General features: G+C 70.0%; 20 protein-coding genes. 9 read left to right on the top strand and 11 right to left on the bottom strand.

What is annotated here, in order from left to right:
* Window positions 1-157: 157 nt before the first annotated feature.
* Both AB0K28_RS31935 and AB0K28_RS31930 read right to left on the bottom strand, forming a co-directional pair.
* Window positions 158-1,165 carry a LacI family DNA-binding transcriptional regulator gene (locus AB0K28_RS31935; protein ID WP_364377369.1) on the bottom strand — a complete coding sequence of 336 codons (1,008 nt, stop codon included), beginning with the start codon at window positions 1,163-1,165 and terminating at the stop codon, window positions 158-160.
* An 18-nt stretch (window positions 1,166-1,183) separates the two neighbouring features.
* Window positions 1,184-1,453, bottom strand: coding sequence for a sulfurtransferase TusA family protein (locus AB0K28_RS31930; RefSeq protein ID WP_345390997.1), 270 nt, complete (start codon window positions 1,451-1,453; stop codon window positions 1,184-1,186).
* A 300-nt stretch (window positions 1,454-1,753) separates the two neighbouring features.
* On the opposite strand from AB0K28_RS31930, the gene AB0K28_RS31925 reads away from it, so the two are divergent.
* Window positions 1,754-3,841, top strand: coding sequence for a sensor histidine kinase (locus AB0K28_RS31925; RefSeq protein WP_364377367.1), 2,088 nt, complete (start codon window positions 1,754-1,756; stop codon window positions 3,839-3,841).
* A 58-nt stretch (window positions 3,842-3,899) separates the two neighbouring features.
* Here AB0K28_RS31925 and AB0K28_RS31920 read toward each other — a convergent pair whose 3' ends face one another.
* Together AB0K28_RS31920 and AB0K28_RS31915 are read right to left on the bottom strand one after the other, a co-directional pair.
* Window positions 3,900-5,513: a cellulase family glycosylhydrolase gene (locus tag AB0K28_RS31920; RefSeq protein ID WP_364377365.1), complete on the bottom strand. Its 1,614-nt coding sequence runs from the start codon at window positions 5,511-5,513 to the stop codon at window positions 3,900-3,902.
* Window positions 5,514-5,606: 93 nt separating this feature from the next.
* Window positions 5,607-6,317, bottom strand: a complete 711-nt coding sequence (locus tag AB0K28_RS31915; protein ID WP_364377363.1) for a TetR family transcriptional regulator — start codon at window positions 6,315-6,317, stop codon at window positions 5,607-5,609.
* Window positions 6,318-6,437: 120 nt separating this feature from the next.
* On the opposite strand from AB0K28_RS31915, the gene AB0K28_RS31910 reads away from it, so the two are divergent.
* The 4 genes from AB0K28_RS31910 to AB0K28_RS31895 are packed head-to-tail and all read left to right on the top strand — an operon-like array spanning window position 6,438 to window position 10,661.
* Complete coding sequence (locus AB0K28_RS31910; RefSeq protein ID WP_364377532.1) at window positions 6,438-6,917, top strand: 2Fe-2S iron-sulfur cluster-binding protein; 480 nt, start codon at window positions 6,438-6,440, stop codon at window positions 6,915-6,917.
* Entirely contained in the window at window positions 6,914-7,903 is a 990-nt protein-coding gene (locus AB0K28_RS31905; protein ID WP_364377361.1) for a xanthine dehydrogenase family protein subunit M, read from the top strand. Before AB0K28_RS31910 ends, AB0K28_RS31905 begins: the two co-directional genes overlap by 4 nt.
* Window positions 7,900-10,146 (top strand): xanthine dehydrogenase family protein molybdopterin-binding subunit, encoded by a 2,247-nt coding sequence (locus tag AB0K28_RS31900; RefSeq protein WP_364377359.1) that lies wholly within the window; start codon window positions 7,900-7,902, stop codon window positions 10,144-10,146. Before AB0K28_RS31905 ends, AB0K28_RS31900 begins: the two co-directional genes overlap by 4 nt.
* Window positions 10,147-10,202: 56 nt before the next feature.
* Complete coding sequence (locus AB0K28_RS31895; RefSeq protein ID WP_364377357.1) at window positions 10,203-10,661, top strand: nuclear transport factor 2 family protein; 459 nt, start codon at window positions 10,203-10,205, stop codon at window positions 10,659-10,661.
* 99 nt (window positions 10,662-10,760) lie between these two features.
* Here the strand turns inward: AB0K28_RS31895 and AB0K28_RS31890 are convergent, their stop codons facing one another.
* Together AB0K28_RS31890 and AB0K28_RS31885 are read right to left on the bottom strand one after the other, a co-directional pair.
* The gene (locus AB0K28_RS31890) at window positions 10,761-11,294 is read right to left on the bottom strand and encodes a hypothetical protein (protein ID WP_364377355.1); all 534 of its coding nucleotides are present in this window, start codon (window positions 11,292-11,294) and stop codon (window positions 10,761-10,763) included.
* A 148-nt stretch (window positions 11,295-11,442) separates the two neighbouring features.
* Entirely contained in the window at window positions 11,443-12,042 is a 600-nt protein-coding gene (locus AB0K28_RS31885) for a DsbA family protein (protein WP_364377353.1), read from the bottom strand.
* A gap of 25 nt (window positions 12,043-12,067) precedes the next feature.
* On the opposite strand from AB0K28_RS31885, the gene AB0K28_RS31880 reads away from it, so the two are divergent.
* Window positions 12,068-12,820, top strand: coding sequence for a DUF429 domain-containing protein (locus AB0K28_RS31880; RefSeq protein ID WP_364377351.1), 753 nt, complete (start codon window positions 12,068-12,070; stop codon window positions 12,818-12,820).
* 2 nt (window positions 12,821-12,822) lie between these two features.
* Here AB0K28_RS31880 and AB0K28_RS31875 read toward each other — a convergent pair whose 3' ends face one another.
* The 3 genes from AB0K28_RS31875 to AB0K28_RS31865 form a co-directional block, all read right to left on the bottom strand.
* Entirely contained in the window at window positions 12,823-13,125 is a 303-nt protein-coding gene (locus tag AB0K28_RS31875; protein ID WP_364377349.1) for a hypothetical protein, read from the bottom strand.
* Window positions 13,122-13,988 carry a hypothetical protein gene (locus AB0K28_RS31870; RefSeq protein ID WP_364377347.1) on the bottom strand — a complete coding sequence of 289 codons (867 nt, stop codon included), beginning with the start codon at window positions 13,986-13,988 and terminating at the stop codon, window positions 13,122-13,124. Before AB0K28_RS31870 ends, AB0K28_RS31875 begins: the two co-directional genes overlap by 4 nt.
* Window positions 13,989-14,241: 253 nt before the next feature.
* Window positions 14,242-14,388: a hypothetical protein gene (locus AB0K28_RS31865; protein WP_345390970.1), complete on the bottom strand. Its 147-nt coding sequence runs from the start codon at window positions 14,386-14,388 to the stop codon at window positions 14,242-14,244.
* 522 nt (window positions 14,389-14,910) lie between these two features.
* On the opposite strand from AB0K28_RS31865, the gene AB0K28_RS31860 reads away from it, so the two are divergent.
* From AB0K28_RS31860 to AB0K28_RS31850, 3 genes are all read left to right on the top strand, one after another.
* On the top strand, window positions 14,911-15,162 hold the full coding sequence (locus AB0K28_RS31860) for a GntR family transcriptional regulator (RefSeq protein ID WP_364377345.1): 252 nt from the start codon (window positions 14,911-14,913) through the stop codon (window positions 15,160-15,162).
* Between the two features lie 204 nt (window positions 15,163-15,366).
* The gene (locus AB0K28_RS31855; protein ID WP_364377343.1) at window positions 15,367-16,467 is read left to right on the top strand and encodes a DNA cytosine methyltransferase; all 1,101 of its coding nucleotides are present in this window, start codon (window positions 15,367-15,369) and stop codon (window positions 16,465-16,467) included.
* 57 nt (window positions 16,468-16,524) lie between these two features.
* Window positions 16,525-16,977, top strand: coding sequence for a very short patch repair endonuclease (locus tag AB0K28_RS31850; RefSeq protein ID WP_364377341.1), 453 nt, complete (start codon window positions 16,525-16,527; stop codon window positions 16,975-16,977).
* A gap of 119 nt (window positions 16,978-17,096) precedes the next feature.
* Here the strand turns inward: AB0K28_RS31850 and AB0K28_RS31845 are convergent, their stop codons facing one another.
* Together AB0K28_RS31845 and AB0K28_RS31840 are read right to left on the bottom strand one after the other, a co-directional pair.
* On the bottom strand, window positions 17,097-17,933 hold the full coding sequence (locus AB0K28_RS31845) for a DUF6339 family protein (RefSeq protein WP_364377339.1): 837 nt from the start codon (window positions 17,931-17,933) through the stop codon (window positions 17,097-17,099).
* Entirely contained in the window at window positions 17,933-18,784 is an 852-nt protein-coding gene (locus tag AB0K28_RS31840; RefSeq protein ID WP_364377337.1) for a hypothetical protein, read from the bottom strand. The genes AB0K28_RS31845 and AB0K28_RS31840 overlap by 1 nt, the downstream gene beginning before the upstream one ends.
* Window positions 18,785-18,792: the final 8 nt, after the last annotated feature.

Here is an 18,792-nt window from a genome sequence, read left to right as displayed (position 1 = left end):
ACTCAGTCGGTTCGGAGCCGTCTCCGCGCGGGGGACGCGGGGGCGGCTCTCCTGAGACTCGCCGCGGAGGAGGGGACGGCACGTGCCGCGGGCCAGGGGGAGGCGGTCTGCCAGCCGTCTCGCCCGCCGCTCGCGGCACGTGCCGCGCAGGGACGTCTCAGGCGACGGGGCCGGTGCTGCCACGCGGGGTGAGGCTGGCGGCGCGGTCTTCGTACGGGGGCACGCTCTCGCCCGCGATGAGGGCCAGCAGGCGCTGCGCCGCGTGCGCGCCGTAGGCCGGGATGTCGCGGGTGAGAGCGGTCAGCGGCGGGCGTACGACCTGGGCCAGCGGCGAGTCGTCCCACGCCACGATGGACAGGTCGCGCGGCACCTCCACCCGCATCTCCTGCGCGACCGAGAGCCCGGCGACGGCCATGATGTCGTTGTCGTAGACGATGGCGGTGGGCCGGTCGGGGGAGCTGAGCAGCCGCCTGGTGGCCCGCGCGCCCTCCTCGCCGGTGTAGTCGGTGTGCACGATGACGTGCTCGGCCACGCCCTCGCACGCCTGCACGAACGCCTGGTCGCGGACCGCGGTGTGCACCAGCGCGGGCAGCCCGGCGACCCGGGCGATGCGGCGGTGGCCGAGCGCCACGAGGTAGCCGACGGTCTCGCGCACGGCCTCGCCGTCGTCGGACCAGATGGCCGACAGCGAGCCCGACTCCGACGGGTGCCCGATGACGACGACCGGCATGCCGAGCCGCTCGAGCTCGGCCACCCTCGTGTCGGCGTAGTGCAGGTCCACGAGGAACACGCCGTCGATGCGGCTCTCGCCCCACCAGGTGCGGTAGACCTCGCTCTCCTGCTGGTGGCTGGTGACCACCTGGAGCAGCAGGCCGTAGGAGCGGTCGGCGAGCACGCCCTCGATGCCGCTGATCAGCTCCATGAAGAACGGCTCGACGCCGAGGATGCGGGCGGGCCGGCAGAGCGCGAGCCCGACGCAGTTGGCCCTGGCGCCGTTGAGCGCGCGGGCGGCGCTGTTGGGCCGCCAGCCGATCTCCTCGGCGATGGCGACGATCCGTGCCCGCGTCGCCTCCGACACCCCTGGCTGGCCGTTGAGCGCGTAGGAGACCGCTACTTTGGAGACCCCCGCGCGGCTGGCGATGTCGGCGATCGTGGGACGTTTCACGGGACCGATATTAACCGCTTAAGCCGCGTGCCAGGGCTTCGCTTCCTGCGTCTCCTTGGCGTCGCCGGCCACGCGCAAGGCGTACGTCGGCCGCTCGGCCCCCTCGACGGGCCCGAGGTAGGCGTGCCCGGTCATGTGACACCACGCCGGCAGGTCGACGGGCGCGGCGGGATCGGTGGCGATCAGGTGGATCACCGCGCCGGGCCCGGCCTCGCGCACGTGGCCGCGCAACTCGATGAGCAACTGCACGCACAGCTTGTCGCCGCCGTCCACCACGAGATCAGGCATGCGTATAGGAAACCACTCCGCAGGTCGCGGACGCACACCACCCTCAGGAGATGCCGGGCGGCGCGGTGGAGCCCGCGGATGACGAGCCGGCAGGGCAGGGTGTGGACGCCGGGCGTCGCCTTGCCGTCGATGGCCGCCGCTCCCCGCGAAGGCCACCGTGACCGTCCGCTAACGCCTATATTGTCCTGGCCCCGCGCGTTCGGCCGGGGCCAGGACAGCGGCCGCCGGGAGCCCCGTCGGCCGGCGCGAGGCGTGCGGGCCGGCCGGACACCGGCGGCCCGGGGAGGCGGGCGGAGCACAATGGCCGAACGTCCCGACGGTGAGATCGTGGAGGGGCGGCGGCTCACCGGCGGGGTGGTGTTCGCGGCCGTCCTGGCGGTGGCGTCGCCGCTGCTCGGCCTGCTCGCCATCCTCGTCCATCTCGGGCTGCCACCCGAGTGGACGCCGCCCGAGATGGCGAGCCCGCAGACCGCCGTCATCTTCACCTTCCCCGCCGTCGGCGCGTTCCTGCTCCACCACCGGCCCCAGCTCAACATGGCCTGGCTCATGGTCATCGGCGGGACGGCCGCCGGGGTCAGCGACCTGGCGAGGATGCTGATGTTCCGGGTCGCCGCCGACGGCGAGCTGTTGATGGCCGGCTGGTTACGGGTCCCCGCCCAGCTCGGCTGGGCGATCTGCGGCCTGACGCTGACCATGCTGCTGCCGCTCTACTCGCCCGACGGCCGCCTGCCGTCCAAGCGCTGGCGGCCGGTCCTGTGGCTGGGCGGTGCCGCGCTCGGGACCGCCACCGTGCGGGTCCTGATCAGGGTGACGCCGCCGCGCGAGGGCTACCCGTACCCCGAGGTCATCCCCAACCCGACGCAGGTGCCCGCGCTGGCGCCGTACCTGGACGTGGTGGACGTCGCGAGCTGGGTCGGCATCTACACCGCGATGGCGCTGGCGTGGCTGTCGATGGCGGTGCGCATGCGGCGCGCAGGGCCCGAGGTGCGGCGGCAGATCGGCTGGCCCATGTTCGCCTTCGCCGGGTACATCGTCTTCCTCATCGGGTCCGCGATCTGGCCCGCGCTGATCTGGCCGGCGGTCGCGTGGGCGGCGGCGATCCCGTTCGCGGTGGCGTTCTCCGTCATGCGGTACCGGCTCTACGGAATCGACACCGTGATCAGCCGGGCGTTCGTGGCGGCCGGGGTGGTCGCCGTGGTCAGCGCCGTCTACTTCGGCGCGGGCGCGCTGTCCGGGCTGCTCGTCTCCGGCTACCACCAGGTCGCCGGGGTGGCCGCCGCGCTGTTCGCCGGCGTCTTCTTCCACCCGCTGCGGCGGGCGCTCCAGCGGGCCGTGGACCGGCTCCTGTACGGCTCCGTCGGCGACCCCGCCGTGCTGGCCGCCCGGCTCACCCAGGCCGTCCGGCGCGGCGACCCGGCCGAGGCGCTGACCTCGGTGGTGAGCGTGCTGCGCGACGGGCTCGCGGTCGAGGGCGTCGCCGTCGAGGTGACCGACGGTGAGCCTCATTACGTCGAGAGCGGCCGGGTCGGGCCGTCGCCGCGCGAGGTGCCGCTGGTCTGGCACGGCACCCGGGTCGGGCGGCTGCTCGTCGGACCGCCGGGGCCGCGCCGCTTCCCGGCCGCGCACAACGACCGGGTGCTGGGCACGCTCACGCCGTACGCCGCCGACGTCGCCCACGCCGTACGCATGGCCGCCGACCTGCAGCGCTCCCGCGAGCGCATCCTGACCGCCCGTGAGGAGGAGCGCCGCCGGCTGCGCCGCGACCTGCACGACGGGCTCGGCCAGAGCCTGTCGGCCATGGCGATGACCGTGAACATGGCCCGCCTCACGCTCAAATCCTCTCCCGAGGCGGCGGGGGAGCTGCTGCGGGAGCTGTCCACCGGCATGGGCGCCGTCACCCAGGACGTCAAGGAGCTGGTGTACGGCCTGCGCCCGCCCGCCCTCGACGACCTCGGCCTGGCCGGCGCCCTCCACGGCCTCGCCGGCGGCCCCCAGCCCGAGGCGGTGGACGGCGCCGCCGGTTCGTCCCCCGAGGTCAGGGTGGAGGTCGAAGGCGGCCTGGACGACCTGCCCGCCGCCGTCGAGGTGGCGGTCTACCGCATCGTCCAGGAGTCCCTGACGAACATCCGCCGCCACGCCGAGGCGTCCACGGCGTGCATCAGCGTCCAACGCGAGGAAGACCGCCTGCGCGTCCTGATCACCGACGACGGCCAGGGCCTCCCAGAAACGCCCCGCACCGGCGTCGGCCTCGGCTCGATGCGCGAACGCGCCGCGGAACTGGGCGGCGTCTGCGTCGTGACGAGCGAGCCAGGCATCGGCACCCGCGTGGACGTCACCCTCCCGCTGCTCGCCACCTCGCCCGGCCGAAGAACCCCCTCGGTTTCCTGATCCGGTCGGGGCCCGCCCTTCCCTGGGCCCTGGGCAGGGCGGGTCCTCTTTCCACCTGTCAGGAGGCGGTGCAGGTGTAGCTGGAGACGGTGGCGGTGTTGCCGGTGGGGCGGGTCACCTGGAAGCCGAAGCTGGTCGAGCCGCCCGCGCTCAGGGTGCCGTTGTAGGCGGCGTTCCTGGCCGTGACCGTCTGGCCGCTCACCGAGACCGAGGCGTTCCACGAGCCGGCCAGGGAGTGGCCGGCGGGCAGGGTGAAGGTGACGGTCCAGCCGGTGATGCCGGAGGTGCCGCCGTTGGTGACGGTGACCGGCTGCACCACGTACCCGCCGCTCCACTGGGTCTGGACGGTGCCGGCGGCGGTGCAGCCGCCGCCGTCGCCGCCGCCCGAGGTGGTGGTGAAGGTGGCGGCCGGCGAGTTGCCCGACTGGTTGCCCGCGCCGTCGCGGGCGCGGACGTACACCTGGTACTGCGTCGAGGGGCTCAGCCCGGTGAGCGTGACGGAGGTGGTGACGCTCTGCCCGAGCAGCGTGTCGTTGCCGCCCTGCTCCCGGTAGACGTCATAGCCGGCCAGCCCGGAGCCGCCCGAGTCGGTCGAGGCGGCCCAGGTGAGGGTCGCGCCGCTGGAGGAGATGGCAGTGGCGGATGGGGTGCCGGGCGTCGTGGGGGCGGTGGTGTCGGTGCCGCCACCGCCGAAGTACGTCGCCTCGCGCGAGGTCTGGCCGATGCCGTTGGCGCCGTTGAAGATGCGCTCCCCCCAGGAGGTCAGGCTGGCCGGGTCGAAGTCGTTCACCATGTCGAGGTATTCGACCCCGCCGCCGTTGCCGCTCCACGACCACCCGATGTAGCCGATGCCCCGCGACTGGGCCTGCGCCATGATCGTGTCCTCGTCGGGGTCGCCGTCGCTGTGGTTGTGCCCGAACTCGCCGATGACCAGCGGCAGTCCGGCGGTCCTGAAGGCGTCCAGGTACGCGGTGATCTCGGCGGCGGTGTCGTAGACGCCGTACATGTGGACGGAGAAGACCGTGTTGTCCTGCGGGTCGGCGTCGGCCACCCGCTGCGCGTTGTCGCGCATGACGAACTGCCAGTCCTGGCCCCAGTTGGGCGCGTCCACCATCAGCAGGTGCTGGAAGCCGAGACCGCGCATCCGGGTGATGGCGTCGATGGTGGCGGAGGTCCAGGACGAGGGGTTGTTGTTGCCGATCGGCTCGTTGCCGATGTTGACGATGATGAAGTCCTCGGTGCCGGTGAGCGCGCTCTTGACGCTGTTCCAGTAGTCGACGGCCTGGTCCAGCGTGTACGCGCCGCCCTGCTCGCCATAGCCGGTGGTGTCGTGGTTTTCGAGCACGCATATTAACCGGTTCTGCCGGCACAGCGAAACGATGGTGGCGACGTCGGAGGCGCCGTTGGCCGGCCACCGGCCGCCGCTCAGCACCACCCGTACGGTGTTGGCGCGCAGCGCCTTGATGTGCGCGAAGGCGCCCGTCTGGCCCGTGTACCAGGTGTGGGCGTGGCTGACGCCGCGCATGACGAACGCGTTCCCGTTGGCCTCGACGATCCTGGTGCCGCTGACCCGGAGCCCGGCGGCGGCGTGCGCCGGCGAGGCGGGGAGGATCAGCATCGTGAGGAGGAGCGACAGGAGCGCCGCCACGGCGGCCCCGAGTCGTGTGCTCATGGAGGGGTGCCCTTCTCTGTTAACCGGTTAGGTCGGCGGGCACACATGGTCCGCGCAAATCACGCCGATGTACAGGAAGAGCGGGCGGGGCGGTCAGGAATGCCTGGATCGAGGTGAAACTTTCACCTCGGGCGGCTCGTCGCGCAGCGCCGGCAGGCCCAGCGCGATCGCCGTCAGTGCGCGGGTGAGCATGGGCTCCATCTGGGGGCAGGCGGCGGCCAGCTCGGGGTCCTCGGCGTAGACCTGGACGAGAGCGGGCGGCGGGTTGGCGGCCGGGTAGAGCATCCCGGCCAGCCCGCAGGCGGCCCCCACCAGTTCGCCGCCCTCGCGCGCGGTCAGCCCGGCGACGGGGGCCACCTGCGCGCCCAGCTCGGCGGTGACCCCGATCGCCGTCCGCTTGTACATGCGGGCCGCCGAGACGGAGACGTTGTGCTCCAGGCTGTTGGACGAGTGGCTCATCAGGTCGCAGAACAGCGGCCGCTCGACCAGCGTGCCGGTCAGCACGCCCACCACCCGCCGCACGCCCTCCGCCTGGCCGGCAGGCTCGTCGTGAAGGGCCGCGGCCACGGCGTCGGCCCACGAGCGCCACTCCTCGGCGAGCAGCTCCAGATAGATCTCCTCGCGGGTGCCGAAATAGCGCACGATGTTGGACTTCGCCAGCCCGACGGCGTCGGCGACCGCGCCGAGGCTGACGTTGCGCACCCCCGAGGTGCGGGCGAGCTCGCGAGCGGCGGCGAGGATCGCCTCGCGCCGCTGCTGCTTGTGCTCGGGCCTCCTGGCCCGGCGAAACGCCGCCCTTGTCATGTCGTCAGCAGCATAACGCGCATAGATAACAGAACGCCGGTCTCTTGTTAGGTGAACGACGTTCTGTTAACGTCACCCCCATATCCGCCATGGGAGGACTCTCGAGTGACCGAGATACGGATGAAGGTGAACGGCGACGTCGTGGCCCTCGACGTCGAGCCGTGGGTGAGCCTGCTCGACGCGCTGCGCGACCGGATCGGCCTGACCGGCCCCAAGAAGGGCTGCGACCAGGGGGCCTGTGGCGCGTGCACGGTGCTGGACGGCAACATGCGGATCAATTCCTGCCTGGCCCTGGCCGTCCAGTACGACGGTCACGAGATCACCACCATCGAGGGCGTGGACCACCCGCTCCAGGAGGCGTTCGTCCGCCACGACGGCCTCCAGTGCGGCTACTGCACGCCGGGCCAGATCTGCTCGGCGATCGGCATGCTGGCCGAGCACGCGGCCGGGCAGCCCAGCGCGGTCACGGGCGAGGCGGCCGGACAGCGGCTGTCGGAGCCCGAGGTCAGGGAACGGATGAGCGGCAACCTGTGCCGCTGCGGCGCCTACAACGGCATCGTGGACGCGATCATGGACGTCGCGGGGGAGGCCGGACGATGAGGCCGTTCGCGTACGTCAAGCCCGCCGACGTCGAGGCCGCCGTGCTGGCCGCCTCGACCGAGCCGAGAACCCGTTTCATCGGCGGCGGCACCAACCTCGTCGACCTCATGCGCGAGGGCATCGAGCGGCCCGACACCGTCGTGGACGTCACGGGCCTGCCGCTCGACACCATCGAGGAGCTCCCCGACGGCGGCCTGCGTGTCGGCGCGCTCGTCCGCAACAGCGTGCTGGCCGCCGACCGGCGGGTCCGCGCCCGCTACCCGGTGCTCTCGCAGGCGCTGCTCGCCGGGGCCTCGGCGCAGCTGCGCAACATGGCCACCGTCGGCGGCAATCTGCTCCAGCGCACCCGCTGCCCGTACTTCTACGACACCGACGCCGCCTGCAACAAGCGCGAGCGCGGCGCCGGCTGCGACGCGCTCGACGGGTTCAACCGCGGCTCGGCGATCCTCGGCGTGAGCGACCACTGCATCGCCACGCACCCGTCCGACATGGCCGTGGCGCTCGCCGCGCTGGACGCCGTCATCGAGGTACGCGGCCTCGACGGCACCCGCCGCGTCCCCCTGACAGACTTCCACCGCCTGCCCGGCGACACCCCCGACGTCGAGACCGACCTGGCTCACGGCGAGCTGATCACCGCGGTCGAGATCCCCGCGTTAGCCGCCCCCTCCCGCTACCGCAAGGTCCGCGACCGCGCCTCGTACGCCTTCGCACTGGTCTCCGTCGCGGCGGCGCTCGACATCCGCGACGGCGTGATCGCCGAGGCCCGGCTGGCGCTCGGCGGCGTCGCCACCAAGCCCTGGCGGGCCAGGGAGGCCGAACGCCTCCTGACCGGAGGCCCCGCCGACGAGGACGCCTTCGGCCGCGCCGCCGACGCCGAGCTGGCGGCGGCCACCGTACGGCCGGCCAACGCGTTCAAGTCCGGCCTGGCCCGCGCCACGATCGTGGCCACGCTGCGCGAGCTGAGCACCGAAGGGACCGCCCGATGACGACGTTCGCCCCTCCCGAGACCCGCACCCCCTACGTCGGCCGGGCCGTGGACCGCATCGACGGCGCCGCCAAGACCCACGGCGAGGCCCGCTTCGCCGCCGAGCACTCCTACCCCGGGCTGGCGCACGCCGCGCTCGTGCACTCCACGATCGCGCGCGGCCGCATCACCGCCATCGACACCGCCGCCGCCCGCGCGGTGCCCGGCGTGATCGAGGTGCTCACCCACGAGAACGCGCCCGCCATGAAGCCCGCCAAGGGCGGCCCGCTCGACCTCAGCTCGATGGTCTCCGGCACCTCGGTCAACTACCTCGCCACCGACCAGGTGCACTGGAACGGCCAGCCGGTGGCCGTCGTGGTGGCCGAGACGCAGGAGACCGCCAGGCACGCGGCCCGGCTGGTGCGGCCGGCGTACGAGGAGCTGCCCGCGGCGGTGGACTTCGCCGCCGAGGCGCCGAACGCCGTACCCGTCAAAGGCAACCCGATCATGCGGCACGGCGCCGAGAAGGGCGACGCGGAGGCGGCGCTGGCCGCCGCGCCGGTCTCGGTGGACCTGACGTTCAGCACGCCCGCCCTGAACCACAACGCGATCGAGCCGCACGCCACCACCGCCGTCTGGAACGGCGACGAGCTGACCGTGCACGAGAGCACCCAGAGCATCGCCTTCCTGCGCAGGCACCTGGCCAAGCGGTTCGGGGTGCCGGAGGGGAACGTGCGGGTGCTGTCGCCGTACGTGGGCGGCGGGTTCGGCGGCAAGGGCTCTGTCTGGGCGGGCACGCTGCTCGCCGTCCTGGCCGCCCGCGCGACCGGCCGTCCCGTACGCCTCGCGCTCACCCGCGAGGCCGTCTACCGGACCGTCGGCGGGCGCACCCCCAGCACGCAGCGGGTCGCGCTGGGCGCCGACGCCCACGGACGGCTGACCGCCCTCATCCACACCAGCGTGTCGCACACCAGCAGGATCGGCGGCAACGCCGAGCCGATCACCGCGGCCTCCCGCCACCTGTACGCGGCCCCCAACATCCTGCTGCGCGAATCCTCGGTCCAGCTCGACCTGCTGGCCACCACGTTCATGCGGGCGCCAGGCGAGGCCATCGGCACGTTCGCGATCGAGTCGGCGATGGACGAGCTGGCCTGGCGGCTCGGCATGGACCCCATCGAGCTGCGCCTGGCCAACGAGCCGGAGCGCGACCCGGTGGGCGGGCAGGAGTTCTCGCACCGGCGGCTGCGTGAGCTGTACACGAAGGGGGCCGAGCTGTTCGGCTGGCACCGGCGCACGGAGGGCATGCGCGACGGCCGGCTGCTGGTCGGCATGGGCGTCGCCACCGCCTACCACCCGGCCGTCATGCTCCCCGCGAGCGTCACCGTGCGGCTGGCCGCCGACGGCACCGTGGTCGTGCGCTGCGGACTGCAGGAGATGGGCATGGGCGCGGCGACCGCGCAGGCCCAGATCGCGGCCGACGAGCTGGGGGTGCCGCTGGAGTCGGTACGCGTCGAGTACGGCGACTCCGACCTCCCGCCCGCCCCCATGGCGGGCGGCTCGACCCAGACCGCGAGCGTGGGCGCCGGCGTGGTGGCCGCGTGCGCCAAGATCAAGCAGACGGTGCTCGCCCTCGCCCGCCGCGCGCCCGGCTCGCCGCTGCGCGGCCACCGGCTCGCCGACCTCCAGGCCCGCGACGGCGGGCTGCACCACGCAGGGGGCGGGCAGACGTACGCCGACATCCTCGCCGCCGCCGGCCGCGACCACGTCGAGGGCGCCATCAAGCAGGGCATGCTCGGCTTCGTCGTGGGCATGCTGCGCGAGCGCCGCCGCTGGGTGAAGGCCGCCACCGGCGCGCACTTCTGCGAGGTGCGCGTCGACCCCGACACCATGGAGGTACGCGTCGCGCGCTGGCTCAGCGTCTTCGACATCGGCACCGTGGTCAACACCAGGACCGCCGAGAGCCAGATGCGCGGCGGCATCGTCATGGGCCTCGGCCTCGCGCTGACCGAGCAGACCCTGATCGACCCGCGCAACGGGCGGATCGTCAACCCCAGCCTGTCGGAGTACCACGTGCCGGTGCACGCCGACGTCCCGCGCCTGGAGGTGCACCACCTCGGCGACCCCGACCCCACCATGCCGCTCGGCATCGTCGGGGTCGGCGAGGTGGGCATCACCGGGGTCGCCGCGGCCGTCGGCAACGCCGTACGGCATGCCACCGGCACGCGCGTCCGCGACTTGCCGATCACCCTGGACAAGCTGATGTGAGCCGGTTTCCCTGGCGGGCGTGCCTAAGCTGATCTCAGCGATCTGAGGAGGCTCCCATGTCACGCCCGCCCTTCCCGCCGTTCACCGAGGAGAGCGCCCGCACCAAGGTGCAGGCCGCCGAGGACGCCTGGAACACCCGCGACCCGGAGAAGGTGGCCCTGGCCTACACCGAGGACACCGTCTGGCGTAACCGCGACGAGTTCCTCACCGGCCGCGCCGAGGTGGTCGCCTTCCTGCGCCGCAAGTGGGACAGGGAGCTGGACTACGCGCTGCGCAAGGAGCTGTGGGGGGTGCTCGGGAACCGGATCGCGGTGCGGTTCCAGTACGAGTCGCGGGATTCTTCCGGGCAGTGGTGGCGTAGCTATGGGAACGAGCAGTGGGAGTTCGACGAGTCGGGGCTGATGCGGCGCCGGGAGGCCAGCATCAACGACGTGCCCATCTCGGAGCCGGAGCGGCGCATCTTCGGGGTCAGGGGCGAGGACGAGCGCGGCGTGGACGTGCTGCCGATCTTCTGACGCTCGGGCCGCTTGGGTCGGGCCGCTTGGGTCGGGCCGGTTTGCTTGGGTTGGGCCGGTTTGCTTGGGTTGGGCCGCTTCTGTCAGAGGCTCCAGCCATCAGGGGGTGCGGATCCACATCGGGTCGCCGTACCGCTGCTCGACGCCCTCACCCGGCACGAAGTCCGGCGCCGTGCCCAGCACGACCAGCCCCTGCACCTCCAGATACCGGATGAGGCCCGCCGCCACCGAGAACACCGTCTCCATCGAGCCGCACTCCGGCGGCATGTGCTGCTGCAGCACCGTCACCACGTCCTCCAGGCCGAACTCCGCCGGCAGCAGGTCCGCCACCTCCTTGACGAAGTCCTCCGTCACCCGGGCCCGCACCACCACCGCGGCCTGCCGACCCTGCCCCGAGCCGTCGCAGTTGTGGCAGCCGTCGCTGTGGAAGGGGGCGATCGAGATCATGCCCGACCCCAGGCAGGTCACGCAGCGGCCCCACTCGGCCGCGTGCAGCGTCGCCGCCTCCCGGTCGGTCAGCGGGACGGCGCAGGAGCAGCGGTAGGAGTTGTAGGTGCCGGCGACGTAGTCGCGGTAGCCGATGAACTTGGGGGCATCGACCCATTCGGTGGTGATCACGTGCGGCTCGTTCATGAAACTTCTGTTCCTTCGGCTGGGGTGACCACAACATAGCCCCGGCACCGGCCCGAAATCACAGGATCGACCGAACCCATCACTTTCCGTAAGGCTCTGCCGGGCGGGTTTCGTAGGGCTTCGGCTGGCGAGGTTCGTAGGGCTCCGGTCAGCGAGGTTCGTAGGGCCTTGGCTGGCTGGGCGGGCCGCCCTTGAGCTCGTGGAAACCGGGGGTGCCCGCGACCAGCAGCACCCCGTCCCAGAGCCGCCCCGCGTCCTCACCCGTCGGCACCTGGGAGATGACGGGCCCGAAGAACGCGGCCCGGCCGGTCACGGCCACGATCGGCGTACCGACCTGATTGCCCTCGACGTGTTGGAGCGCCTCGGCCGTCGAGGCCCGCAACTCGTCGTCGTAGTCGTGCCCCATCCCCGCATCGGCCAGGTCTTCGGGCAGGTTCGCCGTTTCCAGCGCCGTCTGCAGATCACCGAGCCAGTCACCTCCGCCCGTCGTCCACAGGGCTGTGTAGAACCTGCCCAGCGCCTCCTGCCCGTGCGTCCTGCGGACGGCCGCGCAGATGCGCGCCGGTACCCACAGGTACCCCGCCGGGTCCCCTTCCGGATCGTCCTCCTGCCCCTCGTTGAGCACCGACAGGCTCATCACATGCCACCGCACCTCGACCTCCCGTACCTTGCCGACCTCGATGAGCCACCGCGAAGTCAGCCAGGTGTACGGGCAGGACGGGTCGAACCACATGTCCGCGATCATCATGACCACCATCCTCGGGGTTACCTTCATGAGTGTGCTGACTGCGGGCGTGGACCTGGCCGCCGAACCCCCGCGTACCGCCGTGGCGTGGCTGGACTGGTCCCCGGGCCGGGCTCACCTCACCCGCCTCGACCTGGGCGCGGACGACGCGACCTGCCTCGAAGCCATGCTCACTGCGGACAAGACCGGCATCGACTGCCCCCTGGGCTGGCCTGCCCCGTTCATCGACTTCATCACCGCCCACCGCGCGGGGACCGTCAGGGTGCCACCTGGCGTACCCGGCCTGACCTGGCGCCGCGCCCTCACCCACCGCCTCACCGACCACGTCGTGCAGGCTCGGACCGGCCTCCGCCCCCTGAGCCCCTCAGCCGATCGCATAGGCCACACGACAATGCGCTGCGCCGCCCTCCTCGCCGCTCTGGCCGGTCAGGGCCACCCCGTGGACCGCCGCGGCACCGGCGCCGTGGTGGAGGTCTATCCGGCCGCCTGCCTGAAGCTCTGGAGCCTCCCGCACCAGGGCTACAAGCGCACCCGCAACCTGACCTCATTGGGCACTCTCGTGGACCGCCTGCGAGAGTCGGCTCCCTGGCTTGATTTGGGCACCTACGAAGCGCGATGCCGGGTTTCGGACGACGCCCTGGACGCCGTCATCTGCGCCCTGGCCGCCCGCGCCGCCGCCCTCGGCAGGACCACCACCCCCTCGCCTGAGGAGTCGCCCACGGCAGCCACGGAAGGCTGGATAGCCCTCCCCACCATCCCCCTCACCGATCTCGCGCCCTGACCTCAGCCGGCGGGGATCACCTCCAGCACCCGGATGCTCCCCACCTCCCCGCCGTACCAGAGCCGAAATTCGGCACCCGGCACGACATACCGCTGCGCGTCCTCGTACCAGAACTCCGCCTCACCCATGACCTCGCCGTCCCCAGGCGCAAGGGAGACGGCACCGGCGACGTCCACCTCGACCCCCAGCAGGAGCGGTCGCCCGTTCTCATCCGTCCCGATCCGAGCCATGAGCGACCGCGTCGGCAATGGCATCGGCTGCCTGAGCCCCGGCACCCGCACCCCCACCCTCGCCCGCACCGTCATTTGAAGATCCTCACCAGCCTGACCAGCTTCACCAGCCCATTACGCAAGTAGTATGCGGGCCCTTCCCCGGCCGCCGCGATCGCCTCCGCCTTGGCCAGATGCCGCGCGTCGATCTCGGCCTGCGTGACGACGTACGTCCCCCATCCCCGCTCCTGAGCCAGCTTCGCGAAGTTCTCCGCCTGCTCCCGCGTCGGAAAGAAGTACTTCCCCTCCAGCCCCTGGATGACCGTGTAAGCGCCCCTCTCCTCGACCGACTTGAGCTCCGCCTCGGTAATGGCCCGCCACAAGGGCACAACCCCCGCCGCCTCGAGCCCCGGCAACTCAGGCCCCGGCAGAGCCCCCTTGACCACCAGGAACTCTCGGCAGGAGGCCCCGAGATCGTCCCCTTCCCGCGCCCCCACGACGATGCAGATCTTCCCGCTGTACTGGCCATGAACCCCGTTGGTGATCCGCTGACAGGGAGGAACATCCATCGTCCCGGTCACCGCCACCGTCTCCGGCGGAACGGTCGGATCCAGATAGGCCGGAAGCGTCACTCGCTGATAAGCCGTGAACGACACATGGCTCTGAACCCAGCACTCGATCCGGAACCGCGCCACCGACACGGTCTCCTCAAGCCGCCGACTCCCCAGCAACCCGGTAAGCGTCACCCGCCCACCCGCGGACGCCGCAATCACCTTCGGCGCCCGATCCCTCCGCAGCCCCTCAACGGAGCCCTGACCGTGCACCCCCTCGGGATAGGAGCTGTAGATCAGCGGCAGAGCCGCCACCGGCTCGTCGGCAGACAAGTTGTGCACCGCGAACGCCGACCCGGCAACCAACGCGACAAGCGCCGCGACAACCGACCCCAGCTTCCACTTCATGACACCCACTCCTCGGCCTCAGGAGCGCGTACGGAAGCGGCACGGGACCAGGTTCGAAAGCCGACCAATTAGGCATGCCGGAACGGCCTGTGGAGCCGTGGCGGGGGGGAGCGGCGGGCTTTGATGGTCGTGGAGCAGATGGGCTCGGGTGGTCGGTGGAGCAGTTGGGCTCAGGTGGTCGGTGGAGCAGTGGGCTTTGGTGCCCGGTGGAGGCGATGGGGCCGGCTGACCGGCACCACCGCCCACCACCAGCTCACACGGCCTGACCGCCCAGGATCATCTCGAAGGTCCGCCGCGCAACAGCCACCAACGTCCAGGCCGTCTCATGCACGGCCCCTTGCTCCTGATCAGCCCGCCGCACGAACCCTTGCCCACCGGCGGTGCACAGCTCGTACGCCATGGCCTGACACCCACAGGTGTGCGCGACAACCCGGACAACCGCCGCCCGAGACACCGGCTCGTACCAGGAGAGCTCGACCCGGTCGGGAAGCAGCGGCCCGACATGAGCCCCGTGAGAGTCGGGAACGCTCAAAAGACCCGCCCCTCGAAGACCTCGACCAGATTCCGCAGCGCGGCCCCCACCCTCGCCATGACGATCCCCTGGACTTGATCGCTCTCTCGCGGCAGCCGATACCCGTGCCTCTCCAACACCTCCCGCACCTCGGCGGCGAGAAGGGGCGTAAACCGTACGTCTGTGACCGTGTGACCCATGGGCCTGGACCTCCGCTTCTGAGGACGATCGACAAGTTCTGGCAGGCAACAGGGCATGGGGTGACGCCCTATGCAGCCAAGGACAGGGCTCTGGAATGAACCTGACTGGTGAGCCGAAACCAGGCTACGAAACTTCCCTATAGATGTCTACCCTTGTCCATGGACAGATGCTCCTGTAGGGGGACGTGAGAGGGTCCCTACAGTGCTGGGTATGGCGGAAGAGTGGCAATTCGATCCCACAAGCCCCAAGTCAGCGCAGATAGCAGCGGAGCTGGAGAAGCGCATACGGGCCGGAGAGTATCCGCCCAAGCACCCCATCTACGAAGTGCGGCTTGTGCAGGAGTTCGGCGTGGCACGCGAGACCGCGCGAAAGGCAACGGTGATCCTCAGAGAACGAGGCCTGATCTTCACCGTCCGCGGCATGGGCAGCTTCGTGTCAGAACCCAGCACCTGGGTTGACTGAGAAGAAGGCTTCTCGCAGCTTGACTCGATGGACACGGGCAGGCGCCGGACCTGTCGCTCAGCGCTGAAGAATCGGGTTTTCGGCTGCCGCCGCCCTCTCCCCGACACCAGCATGATCACCGACTAGGCTTGCCCGCATCGTGGCAGCCTTCATGCAGAGCGAGGTCGTGTGCGTCCTCGCCCGCCTAGACAGACAGGAGAGTACGTGCGTCCCCGCGCTCCTAAGATCGTTGATCTTTTCGCCGGTCCTGGGGGGTTGGACGTTGCTGCCCGATGGCTCGACGTGCCGGTGGTTGGCATCGAGTGGGACGAGAGCGCCTGTGAGACGCGCTACGCCGCGAAACTCGAAACGCGACATGCCGATGTACGCGACTTCAAGCCTTCGGACTTCGAGGATGCCACCGTCTTGGCTGGAGGGCCGCCCTGCCAGACGTACACCGTCGCCGGCAACGGTAAGGGGCGCAGAGCGCTCGACGAGGTCTTGGATTTCGCCGAACGCATGTCGCGACGAATAGACGTCACCGCCGACCTCGAAAAACTCGCGGTAGACCATGACGGTGACCCCCGCACGGGTCTCGTCCTGGAGCCTTTGAAATGGGCGCTCAAAGCGATAGACGACGGTAATCCCTACGAGGCGATCGTTTTGGAACAGGTGCCGGCAGTCCTACCCGTGTGGCAGGCCATGAAGACTATCCTCGAGAAAGAGGGGTACAGGGTCGCATGCGACGTGCTGCATACGGAGGAGTTCGGTGTTCCGCAGACGCGTCGTCGAGCCGTGTTGATCGCACGTCGCCATGGCGAGGCAGTGCTTCCCGAGCCCACTCATCGCCGCTATCGGAAGGGCGTGCCGAGAGAGGCCGGGGACCGGGAGCTGCGCCCTTGGGTTCGCATGAGGGATGTGTTGAGGCGGCGGGAACCGTTCATCGTCGTGTCGAATTACGGCACCGGCGGAAATCCCAAACTCCGGGGTGAACGCACCTCTTTTGAGCCTGCCTTCACAGTGACCGGGAAGATCTCGCGTAATCGACTGGTCACCTTCGATGGTCGTGACGCCGAACCTCCTCGTTTCACGCTCGAAGAATCCGGCCTTCTGCAGACCTTTCCAGCCGACTACCCCTGGCGGGGACGCGACGTGGCCCAGCAGATCGGCAACGCCATTCCGCCAAGGCTCGGCGCCTATATCCTCGCTGCTGCATTGGGGTTCGGAGATGGCGCTTTGCAACGCATCTTCCCTGACTTAGCGACTTCCGTAGACGATATGGTGCGTGATACGGCCGATCGGCGACATCTTGCTCCCACTCAGTAGAATGGGCACATGAGGTCGTCCTGTTGAGGGCGCGGATCGCGCGTATTTTTGACTCCCATGAGTACGAGAGAAGGTTCCTGGGCTTCCAGCGAGGCCGTCCGGGCGAGTATGAAGTCCAACAAGAACCGGGATACCAAGCCGGAACTCGCCTTGAGACGGGCCGTCCATGCCCTGGGTCTCAGATACCGGGTGGCCACCCGGCCGATCTCCGCGCTCCGCCGTACAGCCGACCTGGTTTTCCCTCGCATCCGTGTCGCGGTCTTCCTCGATGGTTGCTTCTGGCATGGATGCCCACGACATCACACCGTGGCTAAGACCAACGCGTCCTTCTGGGCCGAGAAGGTCCGTCGGAATCGTGAGCGCGACCAGGAGACGGATCGGCTGCTCGCGGACGCGGGTTGGTCGGTCGTCCGTGTCTGGGAGCATGAGGATCCATCAGAAGCCGCGCAGCGGGTGCGGGAGATCGTCGAGCGTCTTCGTGCCGGGCAGCAGACCGGCGACGAAAAGTAGACCGGCTCCTGAGCACAGCCCCTGCATCGGCCGGGTTGTCGCCGTCTAATCTCGTGTCGAGTTCCCGCCCTCGGATGGGAACCCGAACGCGCTCGCCTACGCCTCCGTCGAGGGAGGGATCACATCATGGCGTCCATCACGTGCTGTGTTCGCGAGAAGACCACCTCGGCCTTGAGCCGCTGCTCTTCGGCGGTCAGGTTCGTCTCGGCCAGTGTGGCGGTCACGGTCTCCCGGACCGATACGCGAAGCTCGGCGTCCAGTACGTCGTCGCTGAGGGATTCGAAGAGCACGAAGGGGGCCAGACGGAGCAGCCGTTTGAGGAAGTCCCGCAGGATGTCGCGTTCATTGAAACCCTTGAGGTCGAGTTCGTTCCATACCCGGAGGATCGCCTTGACCAGATGCGGACTGTTGCCGAGAGCCTTGCGGCGCGCGTAGATCTGGTCGAAGGCGGCCTCACCGAGGATGTTCAGCGCCGCGTACGGGTCTGGGTCTTCTGAGGAGTGCACGAGCTGAGCACGCCACCACATGCGACCGAAGACGTGGCGGGTCAAGTCGGTGCCGAGGACTCGATCGCCCGGAGGAACCGGATACCTCCAATAGGCGATGTCGGGAAGGAGGACGAGGGCCAGGAACGCCCAGACGTCTCCGGAAGCGGCCTCCGCGGGGACGAGATCCATCTCGGTGTGGAGAGCGGAGGCGATGCGCAAGTCGAAGGCGGTCCGCGAGTCACGAGTGCCTTCGTCGGGGAAACCGGAGTCCATGGCGAGGTCCACTGCCAGTCGGCGTAGGTCGCGCAGCTTGTCCTCGGACACGCGGTCACCACCGGTCGCCACATATACGGCGGAGTCGTGGCTGATCGCCGCGCGACGGGTGAGTTCGGCGACCGGCAGGCGTCGATACGTCTCGTGCAACGGCTTCGCCTGCCCTGCGAGAAGTCGTGGATACAGCAGTCCCATCACACGTCTCCGAAAATCTTGACAGCGGCTTGAAGTTCAGAGGCGAACAGGCTGGGTGAGTGCTCGGCCTTCAGCCTGACATCTACGATCGACGACCCCGGGAACAGTTGGTGGAAGAGCGATGACAGCGTCGCGCCCAAGGTCTCATCCGGAAAGTTGGCTTCGTCCTTGAAGTCGTCGTGGCGTAGCGCGTGTTCGATCATGACGCGCGCGATGTCGGCGTAGATGGAAGACAGGACGACCTTGTCCACGGGACGCGGCTTCGCCGCATTCTGAAACGCGGTCGTGGCGACGACGTTCCTCTCGTTGACCAAGAGCAGCAGCGATCCCATGGTGGCTCCGAACAGGTTGCCACCGATCTGGAGATGCCACGCCGCCTCGTTGGGGAAGGAGGTCTTGGCGAAGTCGATCACCGCCATGGGGAACTGGGGCGCATCACCCTGCAACCGCAGCGATCGACGATCGCTCCACAGCACGGAACCGGCGCGGCGTGGAGCGAATGCCCTGTGGTTCGTTCCCCCCTCTGACAGCACCAGGGCTGTGTCGAGGATGAGCACCCCGCCGAGATCTGACCCACGGAGGGAGGCCGTGATCTCGACATCGCCGGGCTCCGAGCCGGCCAGTCGCAGGCGGTGCGCCGGCCCCCTGAGGTTGGATCCGGTGGAGGTCCAGACCGTCGCCAGCGTGAAGGCGGTGCCTGGGGGGAGGCCAGCCTCTGACCTGGTGCGATCGAGGTCGATGTGAACCTTGCGGCGGAGCTTCAGGTCCATCTGGTAATCCCAGTCGGGCAGTGCCTCCGGCAAGAGCAGATCACCGTCCTCGGTCACCAGCATCCACGGTTCGGCGACCACGACGTCCT

The organism is Nonomuraea sp. NPDC049504 (genome assembly GCF_040676845.1).
Lineage (GTDB): Bacteria > Actinomycetota > Actinomycetes > Streptosporangiales > Streptosporangiaceae > Nonomuraea > Nonomuraea salmonea.
Note: the sequence above shows the minus strand (reverse complement) of the source record. Positions and strands in the feature narration are given on the sequence as shown.